Annotated in this window: 28 protein-coding genes; 8 read left to right on the plus strand and 20 right to left on the minus strand. The window is 65.1% G+C overall.

Translation table 11 applies throughout. The features are described 5' to 3' along the window. Nucleotides 1-42 precede the first annotated feature (42 nt). A complete protein-coding gene (locus KI242_RS03985) occupies nucleotides 43-1,962 on the minus strand; it encodes a methyl-accepting chemotaxis protein (RefSeq protein WP_011059142.1) in 1,920 nt (639 codons plus the stop codon). Beyond that, the gene (locus KI242_RS03990; RefSeq protein WP_134532545.1) at nucleotides 1,959-2,255 is read right to left on the minus strand and encodes a hypothetical protein; all 297 of its coding nucleotides are present in this window, start codon (nucleotides 2,253-2,255) and stop codon (nucleotides 1,959-1,961) included. The genes KI242_RS03985 and KI242_RS03990 overlap by 4 nt, the downstream gene beginning before the upstream one ends. Nucleotides 2,256-2,322: 67 nt before the next feature. Between KI242_RS03990 and KI242_RS03995 the strand changes: the two genes are divergently transcribed. Next, nucleotides 2,323-3,000, plus strand: a complete 678-nt coding sequence (locus KI242_RS03995) for a histidine phosphatase family protein (RefSeq protein ID WP_011059143.1) — start codon at nucleotides 2,323-2,325, stop codon at nucleotides 2,998-3,000. Between the two features lie 50 nt (nucleotides 3,001-3,050). On the opposite strand, the gene KI242_RS04000 is transcribed toward KI242_RS03995, so the two are convergent. From KI242_RS04000 to KI242_RS04010, 3 genes are all read right to left on the minus strand, one after another. Then, entirely contained in the window at nucleotides 3,051-3,632 is a 582-nt protein-coding gene (locus KI242_RS04000) for a DUF2589 domain-containing protein (protein WP_053148965.1), read from the minus strand. A gap of 80 nt (nucleotides 3,633-3,712) precedes the next feature. Continuing rightward, nucleotides 3,713-4,372 carry a DUF2589 domain-containing protein gene (locus KI242_RS04005; RefSeq protein ID WP_011059145.1) on the minus strand — a complete coding sequence of 220 codons (660 nt, stop codon included), beginning with the start codon at nucleotides 4,370-4,372 and terminating at the stop codon, nucleotides 3,713-3,715. 82 nt (nucleotides 4,373-4,454) lie between these two features. Further along, entirely contained in the window at nucleotides 4,455-4,838 is a 384-nt protein-coding gene (locus KI242_RS04010) for a hypothetical protein (RefSeq protein WP_011059146.1), read from the minus strand. Nucleotides 4,839-5,006: 168 nt separating this feature from the next. On the opposite strand from KI242_RS04010, the gene KI242_RS04015 reads away from it, so the two are divergent. Continuing rightward, nucleotides 5,007-5,564, plus strand: coding sequence for a pesticin C-terminus-like muramidase (locus KI242_RS04015; protein WP_015634071.1), 558 nt, complete (start codon nucleotides 5,007-5,009; stop codon nucleotides 5,562-5,564). Between the two features lie 42 nt (nucleotides 5,565-5,606). Here KI242_RS04015 and KI242_RS04020 read toward each other — a convergent pair whose 3' ends face one another. The 5 genes from KI242_RS04020 to KI242_RS04040 all read right to left on the minus strand — a co-directional run bounded on the left by KI242_RS04020 (nucleotide 5,607) and on the right by KI242_RS04040 (nucleotide 8,824). Next, nucleotides 5,607-6,065 carry a hypothetical protein gene (locus KI242_RS04020; RefSeq protein WP_019092808.1) on the minus strand — a complete coding sequence of 153 codons (459 nt, stop codon included), beginning with the start codon at nucleotides 6,063-6,065 and terminating at the stop codon, nucleotides 5,607-5,609. A gap of 85 nt (nucleotides 6,066-6,150) precedes the next feature. Then, on the minus strand, nucleotides 6,151-6,348 hold the full coding sequence (locus KI242_RS04025; RefSeq protein ID WP_072442963.1) for a hypothetical protein: 198 nt from the start codon (nucleotides 6,346-6,348) through the stop codon (nucleotides 6,151-6,153). A gap of 148 nt (nucleotides 6,349-6,496) precedes the next feature. Next, nucleotides 6,497-7,963, minus strand: coding sequence for a phospholipid carrier-dependent glycosyltransferase (locus tag KI242_RS04030; RefSeq protein WP_212805917.1), 1,467 nt, complete (start codon nucleotides 7,961-7,963; stop codon nucleotides 6,497-6,499). A gap of 122 nt (nucleotides 7,964-8,085) precedes the next feature. After that, the gene (locus tag KI242_RS04035; protein ID WP_172681980.1) at nucleotides 8,086-8,451 is read right to left on the minus strand and encodes a hypothetical protein; all 366 of its coding nucleotides are present in this window, start codon (nucleotides 8,449-8,451) and stop codon (nucleotides 8,086-8,088) included. A gap of 19 nt (nucleotides 8,452-8,470) precedes the next feature. Further along, entirely contained in the window at nucleotides 8,471-8,824 is a 354-nt protein-coding gene (locus KI242_RS04040) for a helix-turn-helix domain-containing protein (protein WP_123430047.1), read from the minus strand. 106 nt (nucleotides 8,825-8,930) lie between these two features. On the opposite strand from KI242_RS04040, the gene KI242_RS04045 reads away from it, so the two are divergent. Then, a complete protein-coding gene (locus KI242_RS04045) occupies nucleotides 8,931-9,965 on the plus strand; it encodes a zinc-binding alcohol dehydrogenase family protein (protein WP_212805918.1) in 1,035 nt (344 codons plus the stop codon). A 100-nt stretch (nucleotides 9,966-10,065) separates the two neighbouring features. Here the strand turns inward: KI242_RS04045 and KI242_RS04050 are convergent, their stop codons facing one another. Both KI242_RS04050 and KI242_RS04055 read right to left on the minus strand, forming a co-directional pair. Next, on the minus strand, nucleotides 10,066-10,584 hold the full coding sequence (locus tag KI242_RS04050; protein WP_212805919.1) for a hypothetical protein: 519 nt from the start codon (nucleotides 10,582-10,584) through the stop codon (nucleotides 10,066-10,068). Between the two features lie 85 nt (nucleotides 10,585-10,669). Further along, a complete protein-coding gene (locus KI242_RS04055; protein WP_212805920.1) occupies nucleotides 10,670-11,140 on the minus strand; it encodes a hypothetical protein in 471 nt (156 codons plus the stop codon). Nucleotides 11,141-11,506: 366 nt separating this feature from the next. On the opposite strand from KI242_RS04055, the gene KI242_RS04060 reads away from it, so the two are divergent. Beyond that, the gene (locus KI242_RS04060; protein WP_011059155.1) at nucleotides 11,507-11,824 is read left to right on the plus strand and encodes a hypothetical protein; all 318 of its coding nucleotides are present in this window, start codon (nucleotides 11,507-11,509) and stop codon (nucleotides 11,822-11,824) included. A gap of 26 nt (nucleotides 11,825-11,850) precedes the next feature. On the opposite strand, the gene KI242_RS04065 is transcribed toward KI242_RS04060, so the two are convergent. Further along, the gene (locus KI242_RS04065) at nucleotides 11,851-12,633 is read right to left on the minus strand and encodes a helix-turn-helix transcriptional regulator (RefSeq protein ID WP_019092815.1); all 783 of its coding nucleotides are present in this window, start codon (nucleotides 12,631-12,633) and stop codon (nucleotides 11,851-11,853) included. A gap of 115 nt (nucleotides 12,634-12,748) precedes the next feature. Between KI242_RS04065 and KI242_RS04070 the strand changes: the two genes are divergently transcribed. The 3 genes from KI242_RS04070 (at nucleotide 12,749) to KI242_RS04080 (ending at nucleotide 16,090) form a co-directional block, all read left to right on the plus strand. Further along, nucleotides 12,749-13,633, plus strand: a complete 885-nt coding sequence (locus KI242_RS04070; RefSeq protein WP_123473946.1) for an EamA family transporter — start codon at nucleotides 12,749-12,751, stop codon at nucleotides 13,631-13,633. Between the two features lie 267 nt (nucleotides 13,634-13,900). Next, the gene (locus KI242_RS04075; RefSeq protein ID WP_212805921.1) at nucleotides 13,901-15,541 is read left to right on the plus strand and encodes a glycosyltransferase family 39 protein; all 1,641 of its coding nucleotides are present in this window, start codon (nucleotides 13,901-13,903) and stop codon (nucleotides 15,539-15,541) included. 69 nt (nucleotides 15,542-15,610) lie between these two features. After that, the gene (locus KI242_RS04080) at nucleotides 15,611-16,090 is read left to right on the plus strand and encodes a GNAT family N-acetyltransferase (RefSeq protein ID WP_053148985.1); all 480 of its coding nucleotides are present in this window, start codon (nucleotides 15,611-15,613) and stop codon (nucleotides 16,088-16,090) included. 1 nt (nucleotide 16,091) lies between these two features. On the opposite strand, the gene KI242_RS04085 is transcribed toward KI242_RS04080, so the two are convergent. From KI242_RS04085 to KI242_RS04110, 6 genes are all read right to left on the minus strand, one after another. After that, nucleotides 16,092-16,451: a RidA family protein gene (locus KI242_RS04085; protein WP_175456899.1), complete on the minus strand. Its 360-nt coding sequence runs from the start codon at nucleotides 16,449-16,451 to the stop codon at nucleotides 16,092-16,094. 43 nt (nucleotides 16,452-16,494) lie between these two features. Continuing rightward, on the minus strand, nucleotides 16,495-17,148 hold the full coding sequence (locus tag KI242_RS04090; RefSeq protein WP_212805922.1) for a DUF3726 domain-containing protein: 654 nt from the start codon (nucleotides 17,146-17,148) through the stop codon (nucleotides 16,495-16,497). Then, nucleotides 17,129-18,823, minus strand: a complete 1,695-nt coding sequence (locus KI242_RS04095) for a hypothetical protein (RefSeq protein ID WP_015634085.1) — start codon at nucleotides 18,821-18,823, stop codon at nucleotides 17,129-17,131. Before KI242_RS04095 ends, KI242_RS04090 begins: the two co-directional genes overlap by 20 nt. Continuing rightward, nucleotides 18,824-20,383: a BCCT family transporter gene (locus KI242_RS04100; RefSeq protein WP_019092820.1), complete on the minus strand. Its 1,560-nt coding sequence runs from the start codon at nucleotides 20,381-20,383 to the stop codon at nucleotides 18,824-18,826. Between the two features lie 122 nt (nucleotides 20,384-20,505). Beyond that, the gene (locus KI242_RS04105; RefSeq protein ID WP_053156298.1) at nucleotides 20,506-21,555 is read right to left on the minus strand and encodes a membrane dipeptidase; all 1,050 of its coding nucleotides are present in this window, start codon (nucleotides 21,553-21,555) and stop codon (nucleotides 20,506-20,508) included. After that, nucleotides 21,552-23,003, minus strand: a complete 1,452-nt coding sequence (locus tag KI242_RS04110) for an aldehyde dehydrogenase family protein (RefSeq protein ID WP_212805923.1) — start codon at nucleotides 23,001-23,003, stop codon at nucleotides 21,552-21,554. Before KI242_RS04110 ends, KI242_RS04105 begins: the two co-directional genes overlap by 4 nt. A gap of 151 nt (nucleotides 23,004-23,154) precedes the next feature. Here KI242_RS04110 and KI242_RS04115 point away from each other — a divergent pair, with 151 nt between their 5' ends. After that, on the plus strand, nucleotides 23,155-24,030 hold the full coding sequence (locus KI242_RS04115) for a LysR family transcriptional regulator (protein WP_212805924.1): 876 nt from the start codon (nucleotides 23,155-23,157) through the stop codon (nucleotides 24,028-24,030). Nucleotides 24,031-24,191: 161 nt separating this feature from the next. On the opposite strand, the gene KI242_RS04120 is transcribed toward KI242_RS04115, so the two are convergent. Next, on the minus strand, nucleotides 24,192-25,247 hold the full coding sequence (locus tag KI242_RS04120; RefSeq protein ID WP_019092824.1) for a membrane protein: 1,056 nt from the start codon (nucleotides 25,245-25,247) through the stop codon (nucleotides 24,192-24,194). Between the last annotated feature and the right edge of the window lie 55 nt (nucleotides 25,248-25,302).

The raw sequence follows: 25,302 nt of genomic DNA on the forward strand, positions 1-25,302 counted from the left end.
AGGGTGTAGGAGCCGGCTTGCCGGCGAAGGGGCCTGCGCGAATCAGACGCGGAAGTGGCTGACCATCATTTGCAACTGACCGCCCAGGCGCGCCAGTTCAACACTTGCGGCTGCGGTTTCATCGCTGGCGGCGGCGGTCTGTTCGGACACGTCGCGCACGTTGATGATGCTGCGGCTGATCTCTTCGGCCACGGCGCTCTGTTGCTCGGCAGCGGCGGCGATCTGCTGGTTCATCGACTGGATGTTGGACACGGTGCGGGTGATGCTTTCCAGCGAGGCGCCGGCCTTGCGGGTCAGTTCGACACTGCTGTCGGTCAGGCTGCGGCTGTTGTTCATCACGGTAGCCACTTGCTGGGTGCCGTTCTGCAGGCCGGCCACCAGTTCCTCGATCTCTTCGGTGGACTTCTGGGTGCGCTGGGCCAGGGCCCGCACTTCGTCGGCGACCACGGCAAAACCACGGCCGGCTTCACCGGCACGGGCGGCTTCGATGGCGGCGTTCAGTGCCAGCAGGTTGGTCTGTTCGGCCACGGCCTTGATCACGTCCATGACGCTGCCGATCTTGTCGCTTTCCTGTTGCAGCACGGTCATGGCGTCGGTGGAGCGCACCACTTCGCTGGCCAGGCGCTCGATCTGCTCGATGGCCTGGGCCACCACCTTGTCGCCCTGGCGGGCTTCGCCGTCGGCGGCGGCCGCGGCCTGGGAGGCTTCTTCGGCATTGCGCGCGACTTCCTGCACGGTGGCGGTCATCTCGTGCATGGCGGTGGCCACCTGGTCGGTCTCGACTTTCTGGCTGTTGACCCCGGCGCTGGTTTCTTCGGTCACCGCGGACAGTTCTTCGGCGGCGCTGGCGATCTGGGTCACGCCGTCGCGGATGCCGCTGATCAGCTCGCGCAGGGTCACGCCCATGCGCACGATGCCTTGTTGCAGCACGCCCAGTTCGTCGCGGCGGGTGACCCGCAGGTTCTCGGTCAGGTCGCCGGAGGCGATGCGCTCGACCACGGCCAGGGTTTCCTGCAGTGGGCGGGTGATCTGCCGGGTGATGATCACGGCGGCCAGTACACCGACCAGCAGCGCCAGCAGGGTGCTGATCAACTGCAGGCTGCGGGCCTGGGCGCTCTCGATGTCGCGGCGGTCCAGCTGGATCTGGTACAGGGCGTCGCTGCGGCTGACGATGTCGGCGCCCTGGTCGGTCATTTCCTTGCGCGCCTCTACGGCGTTGGTGAAGGCGACCTTGAAGGCCTGCAGCGAGCTGCGGTAGCCGCTCAGGGCGGTTTCCAGCTGTTGCAGGGCATCGCGCTGGGTGCTGCTGAAATGGGACTTGAGCTGATCCATTTCGGCAATCGCAGCGTTGAGCTGGGTGACGGCTTTCTGTTCGGTGTCCGGGTTGTTGGTGGTGACGTAGCCGCGCACTTCATAGCGCGCCAGCTGGAAGGCTTCCTTGGCCTGGGTGATGGCCTGGAACTGCGTAAAGCGCTCGTCGCTCAGGGGCAACTGCTTGACCCAGGAGTTGATCCCGTTGATCAGGTCATTGGCGCGTTCGGCGTTCTGGTTCATCGCCAGGCGTGCGGCGTCACCGCTGCGGTAGGCGTTGCGCATCTTGTTCAGCGAATCCTGATAGGCACTGATGGTCGCGCCCAGGCCTTGCAGGAGCTTGATGTTTTCCGGGCTCTGGAACGAGGCCAGGAGTTTTTTCTGCTGGGCGCTGAAATCGTCCAGGGTGTTCTGCACGCCTTGGGCGGCGGTTTCGTCGCCGTTGGCCAGCATGTACTGCAGGCGGGTGACCCGCAGCTTGGTCAGGCCGCTGTTGAGCTGAGTGATGTCGCTCATCCAGTTGCTGCGGTCGATCAGGCTGCCCAGGCTGGTCCAGCCGGTCAGTGCAAGGACGGTGGTCAGGGCCAGGACCAGGCCGAAACCCAGGCCCAGCTTAAGGTTGACGCTGATGTTGGCAAACCAACTACTCATTGAATTCCTCCAGGAACGTAGCTCTTCTTGATCTTGAGTTGGCTGGAAGATTGTTGTTGTTGGTGACCAGCAAGGTGTTTTGTAGGGGGTGTATCGGCGGGATGTGCCATAGCTGAAACGATTTCGTCGGCATTGTCCCAAGACAATGTTTTAGGCGATGGACGGCTATTTTGCGGGATGTGCCGCCGGTCCGTTGAGCTTTTTTTCACATTGATTTCACTCGGGCCCCACGCCCGGCGCCCTAGAGTCTGGGCGGTCGATGCCACGGGCATCGGCCAGCGTTCAATTGTCATCAGGCTTTCGTAGCCTTGCTGTGCGCTGCTCAACACATCGGACCATTCTCGTAAGGGCGGCTGGGAATTGACTACAAGACTGGTGTTGCCGGCGAGCAAGCGGCCCTTCCTGGGGCGCGTCCTGGTCCGTTACAAGAACCTGCTGGCGCTGCTGCTGGGCGCTTGCCTGGTGATTCCCCTGGGGCTGTTCCTGCTCCGGCCGGCCTCGGTGCCCGACCTGAGCCACGGCAACGGGGCCGGGCTCCAGGCCCTGACGGCCGCCTGGGACAAGGGCGAAATGATTGTGCTGGTGCGCCACATGGAGCGCTGCGACCGCTCCAATGCCGCGTGCCTGGGCCCGGCCGATGGCATTACCGACCGGGCCCGCGAGGTGGCGGTGGGGCTCGGCGCGCAGTTCGAGCACCTGGGCCTGGAGCGTACCGATATCTACAACAGCCCGTTGACGCGCACCGCGCAGACCGCGAGCTACATGTTCAGCAAGGTCAGCAGTGGCGATGGCTGGCTGTTCAACTGCAAGAACACCATGTTGCGCGATGTCATGGCGCATAAGGTCGCCGGGCGCAACCTGGTGCTGGTGACCCACAGCGAATGCATGGCGCAGATGGAGCAGGACCTGAAACGGGCGACCCCGACCCTGGGGTACGGCGCTTCCCTGTTCGTCTCCACCGATACCCTCAATGGCGCGCCGAAGATGCTCGGCCTGATCGAGGCCAGTGACTGGCGCTCGGTGAACCTCAAGCCCTGACCTCAGGCGGCCGCTCCGTGTGGCTGGCCTTCAGGGGCATAGGAAGCGGCTCAAGGTGCCAGCAGGTCCGGCTCGGCCGGTGGCGTGCCAGCCGCTGGCGGGGTGGCTGCCGGGCCGTCGTTGATGCGCTGCGGGCTGATCAGGTTGGTGAACTCCTCGATCAGGCGCTGGATCGCTTCCGGCGGCTGGCAGTCGCGAAACTCCATGCTGATCTGTACCTCGTCCGGGTCGCGTTCCTGGCCGTCACGCTTGCCGCTGCCGAAGGTGACGAAAAACTTCTCGCTCTGCAGCTCGCCGTTCTCCAGATCGTGGCTGGCCTTCTGCAGCTCGGTGGCCTGCATGCGCACCGACAGGTCGACAGTCATCTTGTGCAGGGCCAGGCCCTTGGGCGAGACCAGGGCAATCAGCGGCACATTGATGATGTGGTCTTCGTTGAGCGCCACCTCGACCATCTTGGCCTTCATCGGCGTGCCCAGGTCGTCGACGTTGTAGTCGAAGAACTGGTCGAACAACTTGATGTACTGCTGGGCGATCAGGTTGTGGGTGGCGGCTGCAGCCTGATGCATGCCGCGGGTGATATGGCTCAGGTCGCTGGCGGACATGGGCTCCTTGCTGCGAGAAAAAAACGCCATGGATCACGCTCCTTGTTCGGTGGCTGAAGTGCCCCGCCATGAAGGCGGGGCGGGTTACTGGGGCGAAGGCGCGGTGTGGATCAACCGCCGGTGCCGGTTTTCTTCTCGTCCGCGGCATCGGGCATTTTCAGCGCGTTGGCGGTGGGCAGCTTGTCGGTGTCGGTCGGTTGAGTGCTAGGCAGCCGCACAGGCTTGGTGGCTGCGTCGGTGAGGAAGTCGATGACCCGCATCAGGGCTTCCGGTGGGTCCTGGCGGACGATCTTGGTGCTGATGGCGTAGCGGGCACGGGTGTCGGTCTTGCGGGTCTGGGTCGATTTGTGGCTCGCCGCGCCCTTGACCGAAACGCTGAACGGGCCCCAGCCCATCTTCGCCTCGAAACTGCCGGAGGCTTCGGTGCTGCTGGTGTCCTCGGCCATCTGGCTGATGGTCAGCTCGAACTCGATGGAGCCTTCCTCGATGGTGATGTTGGGGTGACTGATGGCCGCCAGCAACGGGATGCGCATCGACTTCTTCACGGTGCCCTTGTACACCCCCTGCTCATCCACCAGGGTTTCGTCATAGTCGAACTGCACCGAAACCGCCTGGCCGTTCTGAATGCACACGCCCATCAGGAAGTCCGCATAGGCTTTGCTCGCGGCGACCTGCGCCTGAATCATCGCCATCAACGGACCGGTGATCATCTTGTCCAGGGGCAGGGCGGCGATCACGCCGCCAATCAGGCCCTTATCGATATCTGCCATGGTCTAGCTCCTTGTTCTTTGTTGCGCGAAATGCGCCCTTGCAGGTTAAGAAAGCCGTGAAGGCCGATTCAGCAGGAATCGATTACCGGTGAGTGTTGGCATCCAGGCGGCGGATGTTGCCGATCTGCCGCAGGCTCAGGCCGTACTTGTCCGCCAGCACACTGCGGGAAATGCCGCCCAGGCTTTCCAGTTGAATGTGCTGGTTGCGGATCTGCCGGCAGAAGTGGTCGGCCTTGGGGATCTCCAGGGCCAGGCCGGCGAAACGCTCGATCAGCGCGTTGAGGGCGTCGGGCGGCAGGATCAAAGCCAGGGAGGTACGTTCGGCGTGCTTGGGGATGTACTTGGGGCGGCCGCCGTATTCACGGGTCAGGCGGTAGGCATTTTCCAGTCCGATGCAGTCGATGAGGGCCTGGAGCGAGTGAGGGAGCTGGCGAACATCGATGAGTACGAGGTCTTTCACGTCCATTTGGTACCTCCTTGGAATTATGGATAAGGCTGGTTTGATCCTAAGGAGGTGTCTCGTCCTCTGTTCAGTGGGAAATTTCCCCCCTATTAAGGGGAACTATTACATTCTGATGTTGTATCGGTCGCTGGTGGTGCACTGGATTTTCCTAAACTGGATGAGGAAAAATCCATGTCACGCTACGCGATTGATTTCAGTTTTATCGCCGCTCTGGAGGGAGCTGCCATTACCCGCGGTTATGTGCCCGATCCGGACAAGAGCAAGAGTGGCGTCACGGTGGGCACAGGCTTCGATCTGGGGCAACGGAACGTAGAGGACCTGCAGGCGCTCAATCTGCCGGCGGACCTGATCCGGCGACTGACCCCCTACCTGGGGCTGAAGGGGCTCAAGGCCAAGGCGTTTCTCGACGGCCAGCCCTTGAACATCAGCAGTGACGAGGCGCTTTTGGTGGACGAGGCATTCAAGGCGCCCTTCGTCGATCTTCTGGCAGCGAACTACACCAAGGCCAGCGGAGTGGACTTCGCTCAACTGCCGGCACCGATGCAGACCGTTATCGCCTCGGTGGCCTTTCAGTACGGCAACCTGGCCAGTCGCACACCGAACTTCTGGGCCCAGGTGGTGGCCCGCGACTGGAAGAGTGCCCTGGCCAACCTGCGCAACTTTGGCGACAGCTACGGCACTCGCCGGCGCAAGGAGGCTGATCTGCTGGGCTCGCAGCTAACCTCGTAAGTGCTCGCCGCCCAGGCTCAAGGCCTGGGCGGCTTGCCGGTTTCAAGGGCAGGGGTAGGTTTGCAGCAGGCTGGCGTTGCCCATGTGGCTGGTGTCGTCGGGTTGTGTGCCGCTGGGCAGCGAGCGCCAGTCCACCAACAGGCACATGGCCTTGAGGGAAATGCCCTTGGCCTGGCCGATGGGGTTGGAAAACTCATAGCGGTACAGCGCCTGGGTGGTGTTCTGCGGGGTTACGCTGCTGGCATTGATCAAGGTGCTGCGAGCCATGTCCGGCAGTTTGTCCTGGGTGATGGTGAAGCGCGGTTGTTCACCCTGTTGGGTGAATGCGCCCTGGTCCCGAGAGCGTTTCCACAGCTGCTGCCACTGGCTGTTGCCGGCGGCGGTGCTCAGGGTGGCGGCGTAGGCCTTGAGGGTGGCGGGTGGGAGATTGGTGGTTTCCAGGGCTTGGGCAGCGCTGGCCAGCAGGCTCAGGCCGAGGATCAGTGAACGCAGAATCAACATGGGAATATCTCCTTTTCCAGGCCGCAAGGGCCTGACACGAACATAGGGAAGATCCCGGCAACGAGGGTATCGCCGGGGGCAAGGCTCAGCGGGCGTCGAGGTAGTCCCGACGCAGGCCTTTCTTGCTGCTCTTGGCGATCAGTTCCTTGGCCACGGTGTTCTCGATGGCGTTGTCGTTGATGTTTTCCACCCCAAGGATGTTTTGCGCCGCCAGTTGCTGGCGCAACTCGGCCTTCTGGGCAACGGCCCGGCTCAGGGGGCTACTGATAACGGTGATGCTCATGTCTGACTCCTTTTCGGGGAAAGCCCGTCGTTGGGCAGGAGTCATGGTTTCAAGGGCGGCGGGCGGGTATCAGCGGGAAAGGGTTCAAGGGGCATGGGCGGCAGGGATGGGCAAACGGCACCTGATTCAGGTGCCGTTTTTTTTGCGTTCAGCCGGCCGGCGCCAGGTTGACGAAGTAGTAGGCCTGGCGGCCCACCATGAGGGTCTGCTGGATCTGCAGCGGCGGCTTGGGCGCCTCGGCGCCACCCAGTACCGCCATGTGCTGCGGCGACTCGCGCAAGAAGGCCAGCAGTTGCGCCTCGTTCTGCAGGTCCTTGAGCAGGCTCTGGGTGTAGAACACGCTGGCGCCGGCGATGCGTTCGTTGGCCTGGTACAGCGCCAGCTGGTGCCCGCTACCCTGCAACGCCATGATCCGGTCGGTCACTGGAACGAACGACAGTTCGCGGTCGGCCCTGGGCGCGGCCCATTGGGCGTTGACCAGATAGCCGCCGATCACCAGGGCCATGAGCGCTATCAGCCACCCCCTGCGCTGGCGCCCCACGGCACTCCAGAAACCCGTGCCCGGGGCCCGCCGGGCCAGGCGCTGGTAGAGCACTGCGCCATATTCCGCTGCCAGCACCGCCGCGGCCGGGGTCAGGGACATCAGGTACACCGTGCGCTTGCTCGAAGCCAGGCACAGCAAGGCGAACTGCGCCAGCAGCCAGAGGCTGAAAAACAGCAGGTAGCGGTTCTGCACCAGGGTTTTACGGAAATGCCACAGGCCCAGGTAAACCAGGATGTTCCACGGCAGGAAGGCCTGGGGCAGCTTGGCCAGGTAGTAGTAGAAGGGCTCGTAGTGCCCGGCCTCCTCGAAGGAGCCGTCGAAGCGCCCGACGCTGTTGGTCCACAGCACTTCCCCCAGGGCCTGCAGGCCGCCGCGCTGGTAGAGCATGTACAGCCAGACCATCAGCGGCACCAGCCCCAGCAGGGTCAGCAGGCCCGGGCGCAGCCAGTGGCTGAAGGTGAAGCGCTTGTCGATCAGGCTGTCGGCCAGCAGGTAGGCGAAGATCACCACCCCGGGCATGGCCAGGCCGAGCACGCCCTTGCTCAGGGTGGCGATGGCGATCCCGCCGGCGAATGCCAGCCAGGAGAGCAGCGCCGGCTGCTGCGCGGCCTGGCGTCGATGGGCCTGGAAAAACGCCAGCAGGGCTAGGGTTACCCCGAGGCTGAGCAGGGCATCCTCGCCCACGCCGCGCACGTTGCTCCAGTAACTGGCCATGGTCGCCAGCATCAGCCCGGCCATGGCCGCCAGGGCTGCCGGTCGGCCAAAGCGGCGCAGCATGGCGTACAGCAGCATCACGCTGAACAGCCCGGCGAAGGCCGAGGCCAGGCGCACCGCCAGGGGCGTGCCGCCGAAGGTACGGATGGCCCCGGCATCGAGCCACAGGCTCAGCGGCGGTTTTTCCAGGAATGGCGTGCCGAACAGGCGCGGTGTGACCCAGTCATCGTCCAGGTGCATTTCCATGGCGATCCCGGCCACCCGGGCTTCGGTGGAACCTTGCAACTGGTGGTTGCCCAGGGCAAAGAAGAACAGCAGGCAGGCCAGCAGAAACAGCAGCGGAGCGGGTCGTGACATGAGTTGTGCGCCGGCAGGTCGAGGGGCGCAGCCGGAAGGCCGCGGGCAAGCCCGAAAGTATACGTAGGCAAGTCTTAACGAATTGTGAACAAGTAGGGGGAAAGCGTGCGGCTGTGCGCGGGTTAGCCCATGGCCTGCTGGTAGGCGGCCACGGCTTGCGGGAACAGCTGTTCGTAGAGGGGGTAGGCGATGCCCAGCACGGTGATCTCGATGGCATCGGCGCCACATTCGGCGGAGTAGTCCTGAATGCTCACGCCCAGGGCAGGCACGGGTTGGTCGAGGTGGTGTACTACCAGGTGCAGCCCGCTCTGGCTCGCTCCTGCCAGTGCACGAACCTGCTGCTGGAGGCCGGCATAGGCCGGGGCGGCGATGAATTGGCCGAAGGCCACACCCATGGGCGGGTCGGCCGACTCCAGGGCCGACCAACCGAGCAGGGTCGAGCCCTGGTAGACCTTGAACCTTGCTGGAGCATCCGGGTAGGTGGGCATGGGGGGCTCTGGTGAGGGATCAGGTGAGGGCGCTTTCCTGCTGTTGCCGGCTGATGCGCCCGCGGCCCCAGGCCGACAGCGCCTCGATCACCGGCTGCAGCGATTGCCCCTCGTCGGTCAGGCGGTATTCCACCCGCGGCGGCACCTCGGCATACACCGTACGCGCCACCAGGCCGGCGGCTTCCAGGTCCCGCAACTGCTTGGTCAAAAGACGTTGGGAGATCCCCGGCAGGCGCCGTTGCAGTTCGTTGAAACGCAGGAACTCGTTGGCCAGCAACTGGTGCAGGACCACGCCTTTCCAGCGGCCGTCGATCAGGTCCAGGGTGACCTCCACCGGGCAGCCTGGAATGTCCTGATAGTGTTTGTTTTTCATTGCCTGACGACCCTTTTGCGTAGCTGGTACGCAAAAGTACCCTACTTGTGCGGGCAGGGCATGAGGGATTTAAGTGTGCGCTTTCAATCGCCAAGGAAGCTCTGCAATGAAGGCCATCGCCTACCTCAAAGGCTCGCACCTGTCTGACCCCCACGCGTTCTGCGAGGTGCAACTGGACCCGCCGCCACTGGAACCCCACGACCTGCTGGTGGCGGTCGAGGCAGTGTCGGTCAACCCTTTGGATACCAAGGTCCGCGCCGGCCAGGTGGCGGTGCCCGACGAGGTGCGCACCCTGGGCTGGGACGCCAGTGGCGTGGTCCGCGCGGTGGGTAGCGCGGTGACCCTGTTCGCCCCTGGGGACGCGGTGTTCTATGCCGGCACCTTCACCCGCGATGGCGCCAATGCCGAGCTGCACCGGGTGGACGAGCACCTGGTGGGGCACAAGCCGGCCAGCCTGTCCTTCGCCCAGGCGGCCGCCATGCCGCTGACCTCGCTGACCGCCTGGCAATTGCTCTTCGAGCGCCTGGGCCGGGTGCCCGGTGACCTCGCTGAACAGGGCACGCTGCTGATTATCGGCGGTGCCGGTGGCGTTGGCTCGGTGCTGATCCAACTGGCGCGCCGGCTGACCGCAATGACCGTCATCGCCACGGCTTCGCGGCCGGACAGCCGCCAGTGGTGTCTGGACCTGGGGGCCCATCAGGTGCTGGACCATTCCCGTTCGCTGGTGGAGCAACTGGCGGCCCTGGACCTGCCACCCGTGACCCATATTGCCGCCCTGACCCATACCCAGCGGCACTATGCCGAGCTGGCCCGGATCATCGTGCCCCATGGCCATATCGCGCTGATCGACGATCACGACTTCTTCGATGCGGTGCCGCTCAAGGCCAAGAGCGTGTCCCTGCACTGGGAGATGGTGTTCACCCGCGCCCTGTTTAAGACCCCGGACATGATCGAGCAGCACCACATCCTCAACCGGCTGGCGCAGTTGCTGGACCAGGGATTGATCCGCTGCACCCTGAATGAAGTCTTCAGCCCGTTCAACGCCGACAGCCTGCGCCGGGCCCATGAACGCGTGGAGCAGGGCGGCCTGCCGGGCAAAGTGGTAGTGGCCCGCGACGCCCAGCCCATCGCCTCCTTGTAGGCGCAGGCTGGGTGGGCGCTGATTGGGTGCTGGCTTGCCAGCGAAGGCGGTACCACCTCTGGCGCAGGGCCGCAGGGCCTCTTCGCCGGCGAGCCGGCTCCTATGGAAGTGGAGTGTCGGGGAGGGCTGATCGGCGCAGGTGGCGCCCGCTGCGCCACCAGAAGATGCCGCCGAGGAAGGCCCCAGAACAGCCGAACAGCGGCGCCACCGGCAGGTAGCGCGCCAGCCCTTCGGGCTCGGGTTCTTCATCCGGCGAGTCGGTGTAGAAGCTCGACGGGGCCAGGCTCATCACCAGCGGAATGGTCGGCATCGCCGCCAGTGCACCGCAGAACAGATAGATCAGCACATTGCGCCAGGCAAAGCGCTGGGCCAGCCAGAAGAACAGCACACAGGGCAGGACCGTGAAAATGCCGATCAGCACACCGCTCAACACCAGGGTCAGCAGGCCCACGAACAGCGTCTGGAGAATGATGTCCGTGTTCAACGAGCCGGCACCGGCCAGCATCCCCAGCATCATCAGCACGGCCACGAGCGTGGCCAGGGCCGTGACGCCGATGAAGTAGGCGGCGAACCAGTCTTCAGGCTGCACGGTACGAAGGGTTGGCGTTTTTGCGGGCATGGGAAATATCGCTTCTTGAGGTGAGTGACAAGGCCGAGGCCGTGTGAGCTTTCTTTGCCGGCATGCCGGCTCCTGCAGGAAGTAGTCAGCACAGATGACGCCCGCTGAGCCACCAGGACATCGCTCCCAGAAAGGCCCCGCAAGCGCCGAACAAGTGTGCCAACGGCGCATAGCGCTCAAGGATGTTGACGCCGTGCGGGAGGTTGAAAAAGCCGGGAGACAGGCTCACCACCATGGGAATGGCGGGCAGCGCCGCCAGGGCTCCGCCCAACAGGTAGATCCATAGATGGCGCCAGGTGAAACGCTGGGCCAGCCAGAAGAACAGGATGCAGGGCAGGGCGGCGACGGCGCCTATCACCACCACGCTCACCAGCAGTGCCACCACGCTGAAAGACAGGACATCGAGCAGATTGCTCCACGGGTCCCGGCTGCTGAACTGCACGACCAGGTTGACCAGCAATGTCAGGACCAGGGCTAGCGTCGCGACGCTGATGAAATAGGTGGCAACCCAATCAGAGGGCTCAACGGTGCGAAGGGATGTGGACGGCTGGGGCATGGTGGCAGTGGCTTCAGGCTGAGAATGACCGGAGCAAGGCTATCGGCAGCGAGCCTGTCTGTTTGTGGAGTTTGCGTGGTTTTTTCGCGGTCGACGCGCTCTGGTGGATGACGCCGGGGCAGAAAATCCCTTATACAGGCAGCGGCCCGTCGGTCGTGCACGAGCCCGGTTTGCACCACCCACCCAGAAGGAGATGGACATGTTCAAGTTCCTGACTATGACCGAGTTGCCTCGTACCCCTGCGCATCGTGATGGAGGCTCCGTCAGCGGAGCGATCAATGCCTGGGAGCTGAAAAATCGGGCTCTCAATACGAAGGGGTTTGTTACATGTCCAAAGAATTACTCGGAGTTTCTGCTGTAGGGCTGATGGTGCTGGGCGAGTTCTGCGCCATCTACAGTGAAGTGGTGGTGGCGCGGCTGGCCCATTCCGGCAACACCTCCGGTGCCGAACTGGCGTTGCCAGTGCTGATCATGTGCCTGGGCGGTATCTGCCTGCTGGCGGCCTACTGGCTGGGTTACGTGGCGGTGGGCGACATATGGATCATCACCGTGGTCTCGGTGACGTCGCTGCTGCTCCTGGAGCCGCTGGTGATCTGGGCCCTGTTCCAGCAGGCGCCCGGGCGCGGAGCCTTGATCGGCTTCTGCCTCGGCGCGCTGGGGATGTTGTCCGCCGTGTTCCTCTAGCACGGCCTCGCTCCGGCTCGGGTCCTTCAGGCCCGGGCTCGGGCAAAGTAGCGGCTGGGCGTCTCGCCCAATACCTTGCGAAACACACCGCTGAACGCACTCGGGCTGCTGTAGCCCAGGTCGCTGGCGACCCGGGTCACGGCTTCGCCCTGGCCCAGGCGCACCACGGCAGCCAGCAGGCAGGCCTGCTGGCGCCACTCGACGAAGCTGATGCCGGTGTGCTGGCGGAACAGCCGGGTGAAGGTGCGGCGGCTCATGCCGGCGCGCTCGGCCATTTCATCGATCCCCAACTCCAGCGAAGGTTGCTCCAGCGCCTCGCGGCAGGCCCTGGCCAGCCGTGGCTCGCGGGGAAGCGGAGCATTGAGGGCAAGGGCCGGCATGGCCGCGACTTCATGCAGCAGCAGGTTCATCACCTGGCCCTGCACGCTGCCCACGGCGTAGCGCGGGGGAATGGCCGTGGCCCGCAGCAGCAACTGGCGCAGCAGCTCGGACACCTCCCGCACCTGGCATTGTTCCGGCAGGCCAAGGCGCTTGGCTGCCCGGGGCCGTACATAGGTGTTGAGCATGGTCACTGGCCCGCTCATGTGCATGGCGTGGGGCACGCCGGCCGGCACCCAGATGGCCCGCTGCGGCGGCACCACCCAGTTGCCCTGGTCGCTGAAGACGCTGATCACCCCCGTGGCCGCATAGGCGAACTGCCCGCGCCGGTGCTGGTGCTCGGCGAAGTACAGGCCGTCGGGGTAGTCGATGGCGGTGACCACCACATCCCGCGGGGTATTTTCGTAAGGATCGATATCGATGGGTTGCATGGCCCGAATCTACTGATAATTGACCTGATACTGCAAGCGGGCCATGGCGCGCGGGGGCGATAGTTCGGCCCCGGCCGGGGAATGACCCGCGGCCGCCTGTCCTGGACCGCGCGACATGCAGAAAAAACACCTGTTCCTGGCCCTGCTGGTGACGGCCTTGTGGGGCCTGAACTTTCCCATCACCAAACTGGGCCTGGCCAGTATCGATCCGTTGCTGCTTACCGCCCTGCGTTTCACCCTGGCGGCGCTGCCCTGGGTGTTCCTGGTGCCGCGTCCGCCGGTGGCATTCGCCTGGCTGGCGGCCTACGGGCTGATTTTCGGCGTCGCCATGTGGGCGCTGATCAACCTGGGGATCGATCACGGCGTGGCGCCGGGCACGGCTGCACTGTTGATCCAGTTCAGTGCCTTTTTCTCCCTGGGCTGGGGCGTGCTGCTGTTCGGCGAGCGCCTGCGCCTGCAACAGGTGCTGGCCACGGCCATTGCCCTGTGGGGGCTGCTGCGGATCATTGGCGACAGCCCCGGGCATGCCACCAGCCTGGGTTATGCCCTGCTGCTGGTGAGTGCATTCAGCTGGAGCGTGGGCAACGTCATCATCAAGCGCTGCGGGGTGCGCGAGGTGTTCGCTTTCGTGGTCTGGGCGAGCCTGTTTGCGCCATTGCCGCTGCTGGCATTGACCTGGATAAGCCATGGTGCGGCGCCGTTTCTGCAACTGGCCGGGCAAGTGTCCGCCGGCGCGGCCTTGTCGCTGATGTTTCAGGTCTATGCTGCAACGCACTTTTGTTACTGGGGCTGGAACCTGTTGCTGCGCGAGTATCCGGTCTCCCGGGTGGCGCCCTTGTCGCTGCTGATCCCGGTGTTCGGCATGGCCGGTTCGGTGTTGATCCTGGGGCAGCGGCTCGGGGCCGAGGAGGGCATTTCCATGGGCCTGATCCTGCTGGCGCTGGCGGTGGGGCAGTTCGACTGGCGCCGGTTTTTCACCCTGGGTCGCCGTTCCCTGTAGCCGCTGCCGCAGGCTGCGAACGCTCTGGGGCACTGTCGCAGGAAGCGCAGGGACCCTGAGGCCGCCAGAGGTTTGCCAGGAGATCGCCAGGCAAGGCCCTGCGGGCCTTTTCGCAGCCTCGCGGGCTCGGCAGCGGCTACAGTCGGTGACAGTCGGCTGTGCGGAGCGGGTTTTTTATCCTTGTTCAGGCACCGTTCAGGGGCTGCGCGAGCAACATGTTCAGCCTTATGCCTCGCTTTGGGTGTGGCGCTTTCTGGTGGGGCGAAGATGGTTCGAGAAACGCGTTTGAGTAGTGAGGCCTGGGGTATTTACCTGGTGGCCCTGCTGCTGTTCACCTTTGGCATCTGGGACCAGCAGCCCCAGGGTTTCGACGGCCGTTGGGCGCTGTTCCTGCAGGAAATGTTCCGCCACGGCGCCAGCCTGTTCCCCACTACCTACGGCCAGCCATACCCGGACTACCCGGGCACCGCGACCTTCTTCAGCTACCTGTTCGCCCAGGCTTTCGGCGCCCCCAACCACCTGGCCAATATCCTGCCCACCGCGCTGGCCTCGGCCGGGGTGCTGGCGCTGCTGTATCGCTTGCTGGCGCCTTCGGGGCGCACCTGGGCACTGCTCGCGGTGCTGCTCACGGCGCTGACCAGCCAGCTGTTGGACAAGTCCCGCTCGGTGTGCCTGGACCAGATGGTTTCCCTGCTGTGCCTGGGCACCTTCTACCTGCTGCACAGCGGCGAGCAACTGGGCTCCCGGCTGCGGTTGTGGGCGGTGCTGCCGCTGCTGGTGCTGGCCTTTGCCATTCGCGGGCCCCTGGGGCTGGTGGAAGTCTGCGGGGTGGCCTGCACCTACTGGCTGCTGGGGGACAGCCGCACCCGCGAGGCGCGCCTGACGCTGATCAAACGGGTGCTCGCCTATGGCGTCAGTGGCCTCCTGTTGCTGGCCGGCTGCTGGTGGCTGCTGATGCAACTGGCCTATCTCGCTGGTGGCGAAGATTTCGTCCGTCAGGTCTACAACATGCAGGTGGTCGGGCGCCTGGATGAAAGCGGCGAGCCGTTCTACTTCTACTTCCAGCTGGCGCTGTACCGCTACTTCCCGGTGGTGCCCCTGGCCCTGGCGACGCTCTGGGTATTGCGCCGGCAATGGTCGCAGCGCCATGTGAACCCGCAGCTGCGCCTGGTACTTCGGCTGGGGGCCTGTGGCCTGATGATCCTGCTGGGCCTGTCGGTGCCGCACTTCAAACGCGCCTATTACATCCTGCCCATGGTGCCGATGTTCGCTGCGGTGGCGGCCTACGGCCTGCTCACGGCCCGGGGCTGGCTGGGCAAGGTGCGCAGCGGCTACCTGTGGCTGGTGGGGCTGCTGCCGGGGCTGTGCATCCTGGTGCTGTTCGTCTTGCGCCACAGCTGGCACAAGCACGGTTACTGGCCGCCGGTGTCCATGCCGCTGCTGATCGCGATCTTCGTCGTGTTGCAGCTGCTGGCGCTGTATGGCTGGCGCAGGACCCTGGGCAGTTTCGGGCGGCGCCTGGTGCTGCTCAGCGGCTTGGCCCTGGCGGCGCAATGGACGCTGCTGGTGGCGGTGGTGGACCCGGCCAAGGATCTGCAGTTCGACACTAAGGCCTTCGTTTCCCAGGTGGAGCAGTTGCGCCAGGCCAGCCCCGGGCCGCTGGTGTTCTTCAACCTGGGCCAGGACACCTGGGCGGTGCGCTACATGATGAACCTGGACCACGACGAACAGCCGCTGTTCGTCAGCGGCGACGACCCCGGGCACTTGGACTCGCTGCCCCATGACTCCTGGGTGATCATCGCGCGCAAGGACCGGGGGCTGCTGGATAACACCTCCCTGGAGAATCAGTTGCCGGTGTTCGAGGGGCGGCTCAACGACAACCCCTGCCTGGTGTTCCAGTTGCAATAAGTGCTTGGCAGGGCCTGGGGCGGGCCGTATTTTGGCCACTGTCATCCGCGGGATAACCAGGGAGTGGTCATGCAATATCAGGTTCGTCCGGCCGTACCGGCCGATGCTCCACAGGTCAGCCAGGTGATCCTGGCGGCCTTGCTCGCCAGCAATGCCCAGGACTACCCCGCCAGTGTGATCGAGCGGGTCCAGGCCAGCTTCACCCCCGATGCAGTGCGCCAACTGATGCAGCGCCGGCAGATGTTTGTCGCCCTGGTGCACGGGGAATTGCGGGGCACCGCCAGCCTCGACGGGCGTGCGGTGCGTTCGGTGTTTGTCGACCCGGCCTACCACGGCCAGGGCCTGGGGCGGCAACTGATGGCCGCGGTCGAGCAGGCGGCGCTGGATTCGGGCCAGACCTCGCTGGTGGTGCCCTCGTCGGTCACCGCTGAAGGCTTTTATGCCCGCCTGGGCTTTGTCCGGGTACGCGAGCATTACGAGGGCGAGGAGCTGACGCTGATCATGGAGCGGGCCCTGGTGGCCACTGAGACCGGGCCAGGGCTGGGCTGATTCAGGCCGGTTGCGCAGCAATCACCAACACTTCGATGCGGTAGTGCGGCTTGGCCATGGGCGCCTGCACGCAAGCCCGCACCGGTGCCTGGACACCTTCGAGCCAGGCATCCCAGAGCAGGTTCATGGCCGGGTAGTCAGCCATGTCCTTGAGCCAGATCTGCGCGCTGAGCAGGTGGCCCTTGTCGGTGCCGGCCCTGGCCAGCAGGGCGTCGATCTGTTGCAGCACATCCTGCGTCTGGGCGCGGATGTCCCCTTCGGTCAATTGCGAAACCTGGCCTGCCAGGTAGACGGTCCGGTTGTGGATCACGGCCTGGCTGAAGCGCGCGGTGGTGCCGATTCGCTGGAGGGATGAGGTCATGTCGAGGTCCATTGGTTCGTCCATTGGTTCAAGGGTGGAAAGGTCAGTTGTTGTCGCTCAGGCCGGCCCCGGCGCCCAGCAGGCGCGAGGCTTCGGAGGCCGGCACGTAGGTGCGGGCGGCCAGGTGATCGAGGTCGTGCTGGGGGCTGTCGCCCAGGTCCGGAATGCTGCCCGCCAGAGGCTTGCCGAGGGTGCCGGCAGGATCTGTGCAAGCGCAGCGCACCTGGGCGGCTGTGGCGGCGCCGAGGTTCTGCGCACGTACCAGCCAGGCTTCGCCCGAGGGGGAAAACTTCAGGCAGCAGCCGTTCCAGGACAGCTCCAGCCACAGGCTGAGCTGGCGCGCGGTGACGCTGGCAAAGGGCAGCAGCAGTTGCGGGTGCGCCACCTGCCGGAGCTCGATGCGGCCGTTGCTGCGCAGCAGGTAGGCGTGGTCGCTCAGGGTCGCCCCGGCAATCAGCGGGCACAGGGCATGCCCGGGCACCTGCCAGGGCTCGGCGCTGACATCTGGGGCCAGTTGCTGGTAGGCACAGCCGTCATTCTGTCGCAGCTGCGTGGCCAGCACGCCGGGCCCGTCGAGGCCGTGGGCCGAGAGCCAGCGCGCGGCCTTGCCGGCTTCCTCCGCCATGCCCCAGGACAGCCCGGCACCGCGGGCGGCTTTCTTGCACAGGCTTTCGATTTCATTCAACGAGGCATGCACGGCGCTGCTCCTGGCTGTCGAGGTTGGGGTAGGACCAGTCGTCCGCGGCCATCTGCCCCAGCTCATGGGGGAAGGGCGCGTTCTGGTAGAGGGTGATGCGTACCCAACGATCCGAGCGCGGGTCGAAGTGGGTGGCGCCGAAGAACGACAGCTTGCAGCGCAGCAGGTCGATGGGCAGCAGCGCCTGGTCGATCAGGTTGTCCTGGATGTCGGCGTAGGGGAACGCTGGCGCCAGTTGCACCCGGCGCAGGCTGTGGCGATGTTCCGGGTGCCGCAGCAGGAAGCTGGCGACGCTTTGCGCGTCGCTCCAGCCGGGCAGGGCGGCTTGCAACTGGGCGATGTCCCGGGCCACTGCCAGGGGCTGCTCCAGGTCTTGCCCGGGCTCGGCAAAGCGCTGGCCGATCCGCGGTTCGAGTTTTTCCTCGGAGACGTACCAGAACAGCGCGCGGCTGGCTTGGCTGGAAAAGTCGATGGCCGCGACCCAGGAATAATGCTCGTCGAGTATCTGCCGCAGGCGGCCGATGCTCATGCTGCCGTCGACGCTGAAGCTGGCCTGCTCATCGGCCTGCATACCGGCGCCCAGCTCATCCACCAGGTGGCCGTAGGGCTCCAGCAGCAGCGACACCAGGCATTCCTGGGCTTCCAGCGACAGCGCGCCTTCGGCCCAGCGATAGAGTTCGTCCCAGGGGGAATCCTGCTCCAGGATGCCGCTGGCGAGATGGTGCTCCAGGCGCTGCAGGTCACCTTGCAGTTGCAGGATGCGGCCGTGTTGCAGTTCGTGCTCGGAGTGCCAGTGGCCGATGCCGGCCTGGGCCCGGGTGAGGAATTCGACGAACCGCTGGCGCTCCGCAGCCGATGGCTGGCGCACGGCGCGTACCCGTTGCAGGGCGGTTTCACGGGCCTGTACCCAGTTGTTCAAGAGCACCGGATGGTTCAGCAGGAACGGCGCCATGCCCAGCCCCGTGGAGTTGCCGATGCCCAGACGCCGGCGCAGTTGCGGCTCCAGGGTCACCGCCTGCCGGGGCGCCCGGGCCTGGGCCAGGTGTTCCACCAGGTCCAGGGTGAAGGCGCGGATCAGGAATACGGTGAGCATTTCCGCCTGGAAGGGTGCCGCCAGCTCCGGCCGCTGGGCGATGCTTTCACGGTCGGCCGCGCCGAACTTGCCGCTGCCGTAGACCGCGGTGGTGCGCATCAGGTAGCCGACTTCATCGATGAATTCGCGTTGCGGCTGGCGGCCGGCAGCCAGGGCCTCGATCACATGGTCGAACAGCCGCACCGAACGGTTGGCCCGGGCCATGCACAGCTCGCGGGAGGAAATACGCCCGGCTTCCTGCTTCGGCACATTGGCCTCCAGGCGGTCCAGGTCGGCGGCATCGGGGATGCCGTCGAACAGGGCGAAGGTGGCATCCCAGGCGGTGGCGATGACCCGGTCCGAGCGCAGTGCCGGGTCCAGGTCATGGGCGAAGGCCACCAGGCTGTAGCTGCGCTGCGGGCCGGTGGCGGTGTACACCGCACGGCCCACGCCCTGGCTGTCGAGGGTCCATAGCGGGCGCTGGAACTGCCAGTTTTCAGCCTTGAGGCGGCGCAGCAACTGGCGCATGAACGACAGCCGGGATTGGTGGAAGGCCCCCAGGCGCGCCGCCTTCATGACGCTGGCGGGTGGTCGCAGGTTCATTCAGAGCACCCCCTGTTCACGGGCCATTTGCCGGGCAATGCGGATCGCGTCCCAGACCGCCGGGAGGATCAGCAGCGACACCGGCACCGCAGTGATCACGATGAACGACTGCAAGGCACTGATGCCGCCCTCACCGAGGGTGATCAGGGTAGCCCCCACCAGGCCCATGCCGGCACCCCAGAACACCCGCAGCCAGGCCGGGGATTCGGCGTGGTTGCTGCTGATGGCCATGGCCACGGTATAGGACATGGAGCCGGCGCTGGTGACCACCGAGAAGAAACTGAGGAACAGGAACAGCGCCGAAATCAGGTTGGGCAGCGGCATCGACTGGGCCACCCCGAGCAGCAGCGCCTCAGGTTGCACGCCGTGGCTGATCACGCGGCCCGGCGATTGCAGTTCGATACCGATCCCGGTGCCGCCCACCAGGGTGAACCAGAGCATGGTGATCAGCGGGGCGGCCACCGACATCAGGGTGATCACCTCACGGATGCTGCGCCCGCGGGAGACCTTGGCCACGTAGATACCCATCATCGGCGCGTAGCCGATGAACCAGCCCCAGTAGAACAGGGTCCAGCTGTTGAGCCAGGCGTTGTCATCGCGGTACAGGGCGGTCTGGAAGAAGCTGGTGACGTGCACCGCCAGGCTCTGGGCCAGGGTTTCGCTGAGGAACAGGGTGGGGCCGAAGATGAACAGGAACGCCGCCAGGCCCAGCATCAGCCACACGTGGACCTTGCTCACCAGGCGCAGGCCGCCCAGGCCCACCACACAGGACAGGGTGTAGATCACCGTCACCGAGAGAATCACCATGGCCTGGACCATGATGGTGTTCGGCACGCCCCACACCGAGTGCAGGACGAAGGCGATCTGCAGGCCGAGAAAGCCCACCGGGCCGATGGTGCCGGCCACCACCGCGATGATCGCCGAGGCATCGGCGAACACGGCGATCGGGCCCTTCAGGGCTCGCTCGCCCAGCAGCGGATAGAGCAGGGTGCGCGGCATCAGCGGCAGGTTCTTTTCGTGGTGCAGGTACATGTAGACCACGGTCAGCAGGCTGCCGAGCACCGCCCAGGCCATGAAACCCCAGTGCAGGAACGACTGGGAGAGCGCGGCCACGCCGGCGGCGTCGCTCTTGGCCACGGCGCCGAAGTACGGCGGTGGGGCGATGAAATGCATCATGGGTTCGGCAGCGGCCCAGAAGGCGCCGCCGCCGGCCAGCAGGGCGCACATGATCATCGATACCCAGTTGAAGGTGCTGATGCTGGGCTTGTGCCCGACGCCGCCCAGGCGCACCCGGCCCAGGCGGGTGAAGCCGATGTACAGGCTGGCGCCGAAGGTCGCCAGCATCAGCACCTGCCAGTACAGGCCGAAGTAGTGGGTGCTCCAGGTGAAGGCGTGGCCGATCAGGCTGGAAAGGGTGTTCAGGTCTATCAGGGCAATGACCAGGAACAGCAGGAAGAAACCTCCGCTGATCCAGAAAATCGACCAGTCGAGGGTTCCAGCGGCGCGGCTGTGCAGCGAGCGGGTGTCGATCCCCGCTTTGATTTCGCCTGGAATTTCCATGGTGCCTCCGTGTTGCGTTGTCGATCGCTAATAATTGTTATGGGCGCATTTGTTGTTGTTAGTGCTTGGCGATGACCCTGTTCAGGCCGGACGTCAGGACAATCGGGAAACAGTCGGGGGCCTCAGACCGCGATCTCGTGAGGGTGGACGGCGGCACCTGCCTGGGCCTTGGCCGGAACAAAATTGTTCTCGAAGAAGCGCAGCCAGTTGCCGCCCATGATCGCGGCGACCTCCTGGGCGCTGAAACCCACGCCGTGCAGGCCCGCCTCGATGTTGTGGAAGTCGCGGTTGTCGCGGAACCAGGCCGGCTGGTCGGGGAAGCCCGGTTGCGCCTTGGAGCCTTCGCCGTAGTCGACATCCAGGGTCCAGCGGCCGACGCGCATCCAGTCCACCACGCTGTTGGGCTGGTCCTGGCACAGGTCGGAACCCAGGCCCAGGTGCTCGACGCCCATCAGCTCGGCGGTGCGCGCGATCATTTCGCAGAAGCTCTGCACGCTGCAGGCGCTCTTGTCCTTGAGGTGGTGCGGGTACAGCGAGAAACCGAACATGCCACCGCTCTGGCCCAGGGCCTTGAGCACGGTGTCGGACTTGTTGCGCAGCGCCGCGTGCCAGAACGCCGGGTTGGCGTGGGTGATGGCGATCGGGCGCTCGGAGTGCTCGATGGCTTGCAGGGTCGAGCGTTCGGCGGAGTGGGACATGTCCACCACCAGGCCGACCCGGTTCATCTCCCGTACCACCTGCTTGCCCATGCGGGTCAGCCCCGGGTCTTCCTGTTCATAGCAACCGGTGGCCAGCAGCGACTGGTTGTTGTAGGTCAGCTGCATGAAGCGTGCGCCGAGGCTGTGCACCACTTCCACCAGGCCGATGTCGTCCTCGATGGGCGAGGGGTTCTGGAAACCGAAGAAGATCGCCGTGCGCCCGGTCTGCCGTGCCAGGGCGATGTCGCTGGCCCACTTGCCGTGCAGGATCAGGTGCGAGTAGCGCTGGAACCTGCGGTTCCAGGCTTCGATATTGGCCACCATTTCGCGGAAGGTCTCGTGGTAGGCGATGGTCACGTGGACCGCGTCGACGCCGCCTTCGCGCATCTGCTGGAAGATCTTTTCCGACCAGTTGTCGTACTGCATGGCATCGATGCGCGGGCCGCGGCTGGCGAAGGTCTGGGGCAGGCTCATAGTGGCGCCCCCGCGGCGATGTAGCCGGTCTTGACGTGGGTGTAGAACTCCACCGCCGAGCGCCCCTGCTCGCGCGGGCCGTAGCTGGAGTCGCCACGGCCGCCGAAAGGCACGTGGTAGTCGGTGCCGGCGGTGGGCAGGTTGACCATCACGCAGCCGACCCGGGCATTGCGGCGAAAGTGGCTGGCGCGGGCCAGGGAGCGGGTCATGATGCCGGCGGTGAGGCCGAAGCGGGTGTCGTTGACCAGGCTCAGGGCCTCTTCGTAGCTGCCGGCCTTGATCACGCAGGCGATGGGCGCGAACAGCTCTTCGCGGTTGATGCGCATGGCATTGCTGCCGCCAATGAACAGCGCCGGTGCCTGGTAGTAACCGGGGCTTTCCAGCTCCAGGCGCTGGCCGCCGGTGAGCAGTTCGGCGCCTTCCTGCTGACCCAGTTGCAGGTTCGCCAGGTTGGCCTCCAGCTGTGCGGCGCTGGCCACCGGGCCGATCTGGGTGCCGGCTTCCAGGGCGTGGCCGACCTTGAGCGCCTGGGTTGCCGCCAGCAGTTTTTCCACGAAGGCATCGTGGATGCCTTCATGCACGATCAACCGCGAGGAGGCGGTGCACTTCTGCCCGGTGCCGCCAAAGGCGCCATTCACCGCGCAGCTCACCGCCAGGTCGAGGTCGGCGTCGTCCATCACTGCCAGGGCGTTTTTCGAGCCCATTTCCAGTTGCACCTTGGTCAGGTTGGCGGCGGCCGAGGCGGCGATGCCCTTGCCCACGTCCACCGAGCCGGTGAAGGAAATGGCGTTGATGCCCGGGTGCTCGATCAGCGCCTGGCCGATCTCGGAACCGGCGCCCATCACCAGGTTGAACAGGCCCGCGGGCAAGTCCTGGCGGGCGATGATCTCGCTGAGAATCACTGCGCTGGCCGGGGTCAGGTTGGCCGGTTTCCACACCACGGCGTTGCCGAAGGCCAGGGCCGGGGCGATCTTCCAGCAGGCGGTGGCCATGGGGAAATTCCATGGCGAAATGATCGCCACCACGCCGATGGGTTCACGGCGGATATCGATCTCGATGCCGTCGCGCACCGAGTCGGCGGTCTGGCCCAACTGGCGCAGGGTTTCCGCAGCGTAGTAGGTGAAGAACTGCCCGGCGCGGTACACCTCTCCAGCACCTTCGGCCATGGGCTTGCCTTCTTCCCGGGACAGGGTCCTGCCGATTTCCGCAGAACGCTGCATCAGCTCCTGACCGATGGCCATCAGCACCTTGTAGCGTTGCTCGAGGCCGCTGCGGGCCCAGATTCGCTGGGCCTCGCTGGCGGCGGCAATGGCACTGTCCAACTGCGCCCGGGAGGCCTGGGCGTAGAGGCCGATCAGGTCGCGGGTGTCGGACGGGTTGCGGTTCTCGATCTCGCTGGCGCCCTTGAGCCATTGGCCGGCGATGTAGTTGTGATGGTTGTCGCTCATGAAATCCTCCAGGGCGGCACGCCAGGCGGGGCGTTGCCTTTGTGCGGTTCTGGGAGGATTATGAGTCGGCCTTGTATTAAGTAAATCTAATAAATTTTAAGGTTGTTTAAGTAAAATTTAAGCTATGCCTTTGCCAGCAGGACGCGCCGCCATGAGCATCAAGATCTCCAATTTGCAGTTTTTCGTCGCGGTGGCCACCAGCCAGAGCCTGACCCAGGCTGCCCAGCGCCTGCACCGCACACCGGCAGCGGTGTCGCTCTCGCTCAAGCAACTGGAAGAGGAACTGGGCGGCGCCTTGTTCGAAGGCGAGCGCAAGAACCAGCTCAGCCCGCTGGGGCGTTTCGTGCTGCTGGAAGCCCAGCGCGAACTGGCGCATTTCGACCGCACCATCAGCACCATCAAGACCTACGCCAAGGCCGAGACCGGCCTGGTGCGGGTGGCGGCGGTGCCTTCCTTCGCCATCACCCTGCTGCCGCCGCTGCTCAAGCAATTCCATGAACAGCACCCGCAGTTCCACCTGGATATCCGCGACATGGATTCCGAGCGAGTGGTGCAAGCGGTGCTCAGCGGCGACGTGGACATCGGCATCGGCACCGTACCGGCGAGCATCCCCAACATCGACCAGGACTTCCTGTTCTCCGACGCCTTCTGCGTGGTCTGCGCCAGCGACAACCCCCTCAACCGCCTGGCGCGCCCGCTGCGCTGGAGCGACCTGGACGGGCAGAACTTCATCAACAGCGGCCTGGGCGCCGAGATCAACGCCGCCGAGTTCCGGCACATCCGCGACCACTCGACCCTCAGCGTGAGAAACACCACCTCACTGCTGGCCCTGGTGGCCCAAGGCATGGGCGTGACCTTGCTACCGGAACTGCTGAGCCGTTCGGCGGCGGGGGACCAGCTGAGTTTCCTGCGCCTGGAAGACCAGCGCATCGTGCGCTCGGTGAGCGTGATCACCGCCCCGCGGGAGACGTTGAACCATGCGTCCTATACCTTTTTGAAGGCGCTCAAGGGCAGTCGGTTTGCTTGAGCGGGCCGCTACCTTGCTCGCGATGGACGTTAGCGATAACACGCGTTCGCTGGGAAAGGCGGCGCTCTTGGGATTTTCGCGAGCAAGCTCGCTCCTACGGCACCGGGCTTGACTCAAGGCACCTGGGATGACTCCCGGGTGCCTGCCCCATCGAGCGACGCCTACGCCACCACCACCCGCCGTGGTCGCAGCCAGCCGATCACCACCGCGGCAATCAGTAGGAACCCCAGGTAGCCGAAGAACGGATAGACCTGCCCCACCAAACTGATAAAACCCACCAGGCTACCGACAAACGCCAGGGCGCCGGCGGCGATGGAGCCGAGGCGGAACTGTCGGGTGCCCGCTGGAAACAGCCGCGCAGAAAAGGAGTACAGGGTGCCCACGGCGGTGTTGAGGATCATGCAGAAGATGATCAGCGCCATCAGCAGCCCCAGGGCCGGAGAGACTTCGCTGGCAATCGACAGCATGGGCATCGGCAGGTCCGCCACGCTGTCCAGGCGTGACAGCAGGCCCAGGCTCATCACCAGCATCAGCAGGCCCAGCAGCGCACCACCGAAAATGCCGCCCCACATCGCCTGTTTTTCGCCCTTGGCCGCGCCGCCCATGATCGCCAGGATCGGCACCCCGGCCACGATGTTGTAGGACACGTAGAGCAAGGCGCCCAGCAGCCAGTGGCTGGCGCCGGCTTCTTGTTTGGCCGCCAGTTGATTGAGTTCGCCGAAGCTCAGGTCGCGGGTCGCGGCGCCATACAGGGCCACGCCCACCGCGGTGATGATCAGGAAGGGCGTCACCGCGCCGATCATGCCGATGACCTTGTGCACGTCCAGGCACACGATGGCGACCACGATCAGGGTCACCAGCACGCTGCCGGCAATGGCGGGAATGCCAAATTGCTGTTCCAGCAGGGCACCGCCGCCGGCCAGCATCACCACGGTCACGGCGAACATGAAGAAGGTGATCATCAGGTCCACCAGGGCCCCCAGGTGCTTGCCGCACAGGGCCTGCACCACGTCTTTGTGCGACGCCGCTCGCAGGCGGCTGCCCATGCTGGCCAGGGCCATGCCGAGGAAGGTGAACAGCGCCGCGCTGACCACCGCACCCGCCAGGCCCCAGGCGCCGAAGTCGACGAACATCAACAGCAGTTCACGACCGGAGGCGAACCCCGCGCCGACAATCACACCGACGAAGGCGCCGGCGATCTTCAGACTTTCTTTCATGACGATTAGCCTCGATTTGTTCTTGTTATGTGGGGTGGACCACCCCGGCATTCAT

The sequence above is a fragment of the Pseudomonas sp. Eqa60 genome (genome assembly GCF_018326405.1).
GTDB classification, from domain to species: Bacteria; Pseudomonadota; Gammaproteobacteria; order Pseudomonadales; family Pseudomonadaceae; genus Aquipseudomonas; species Aquipseudomonas protegens.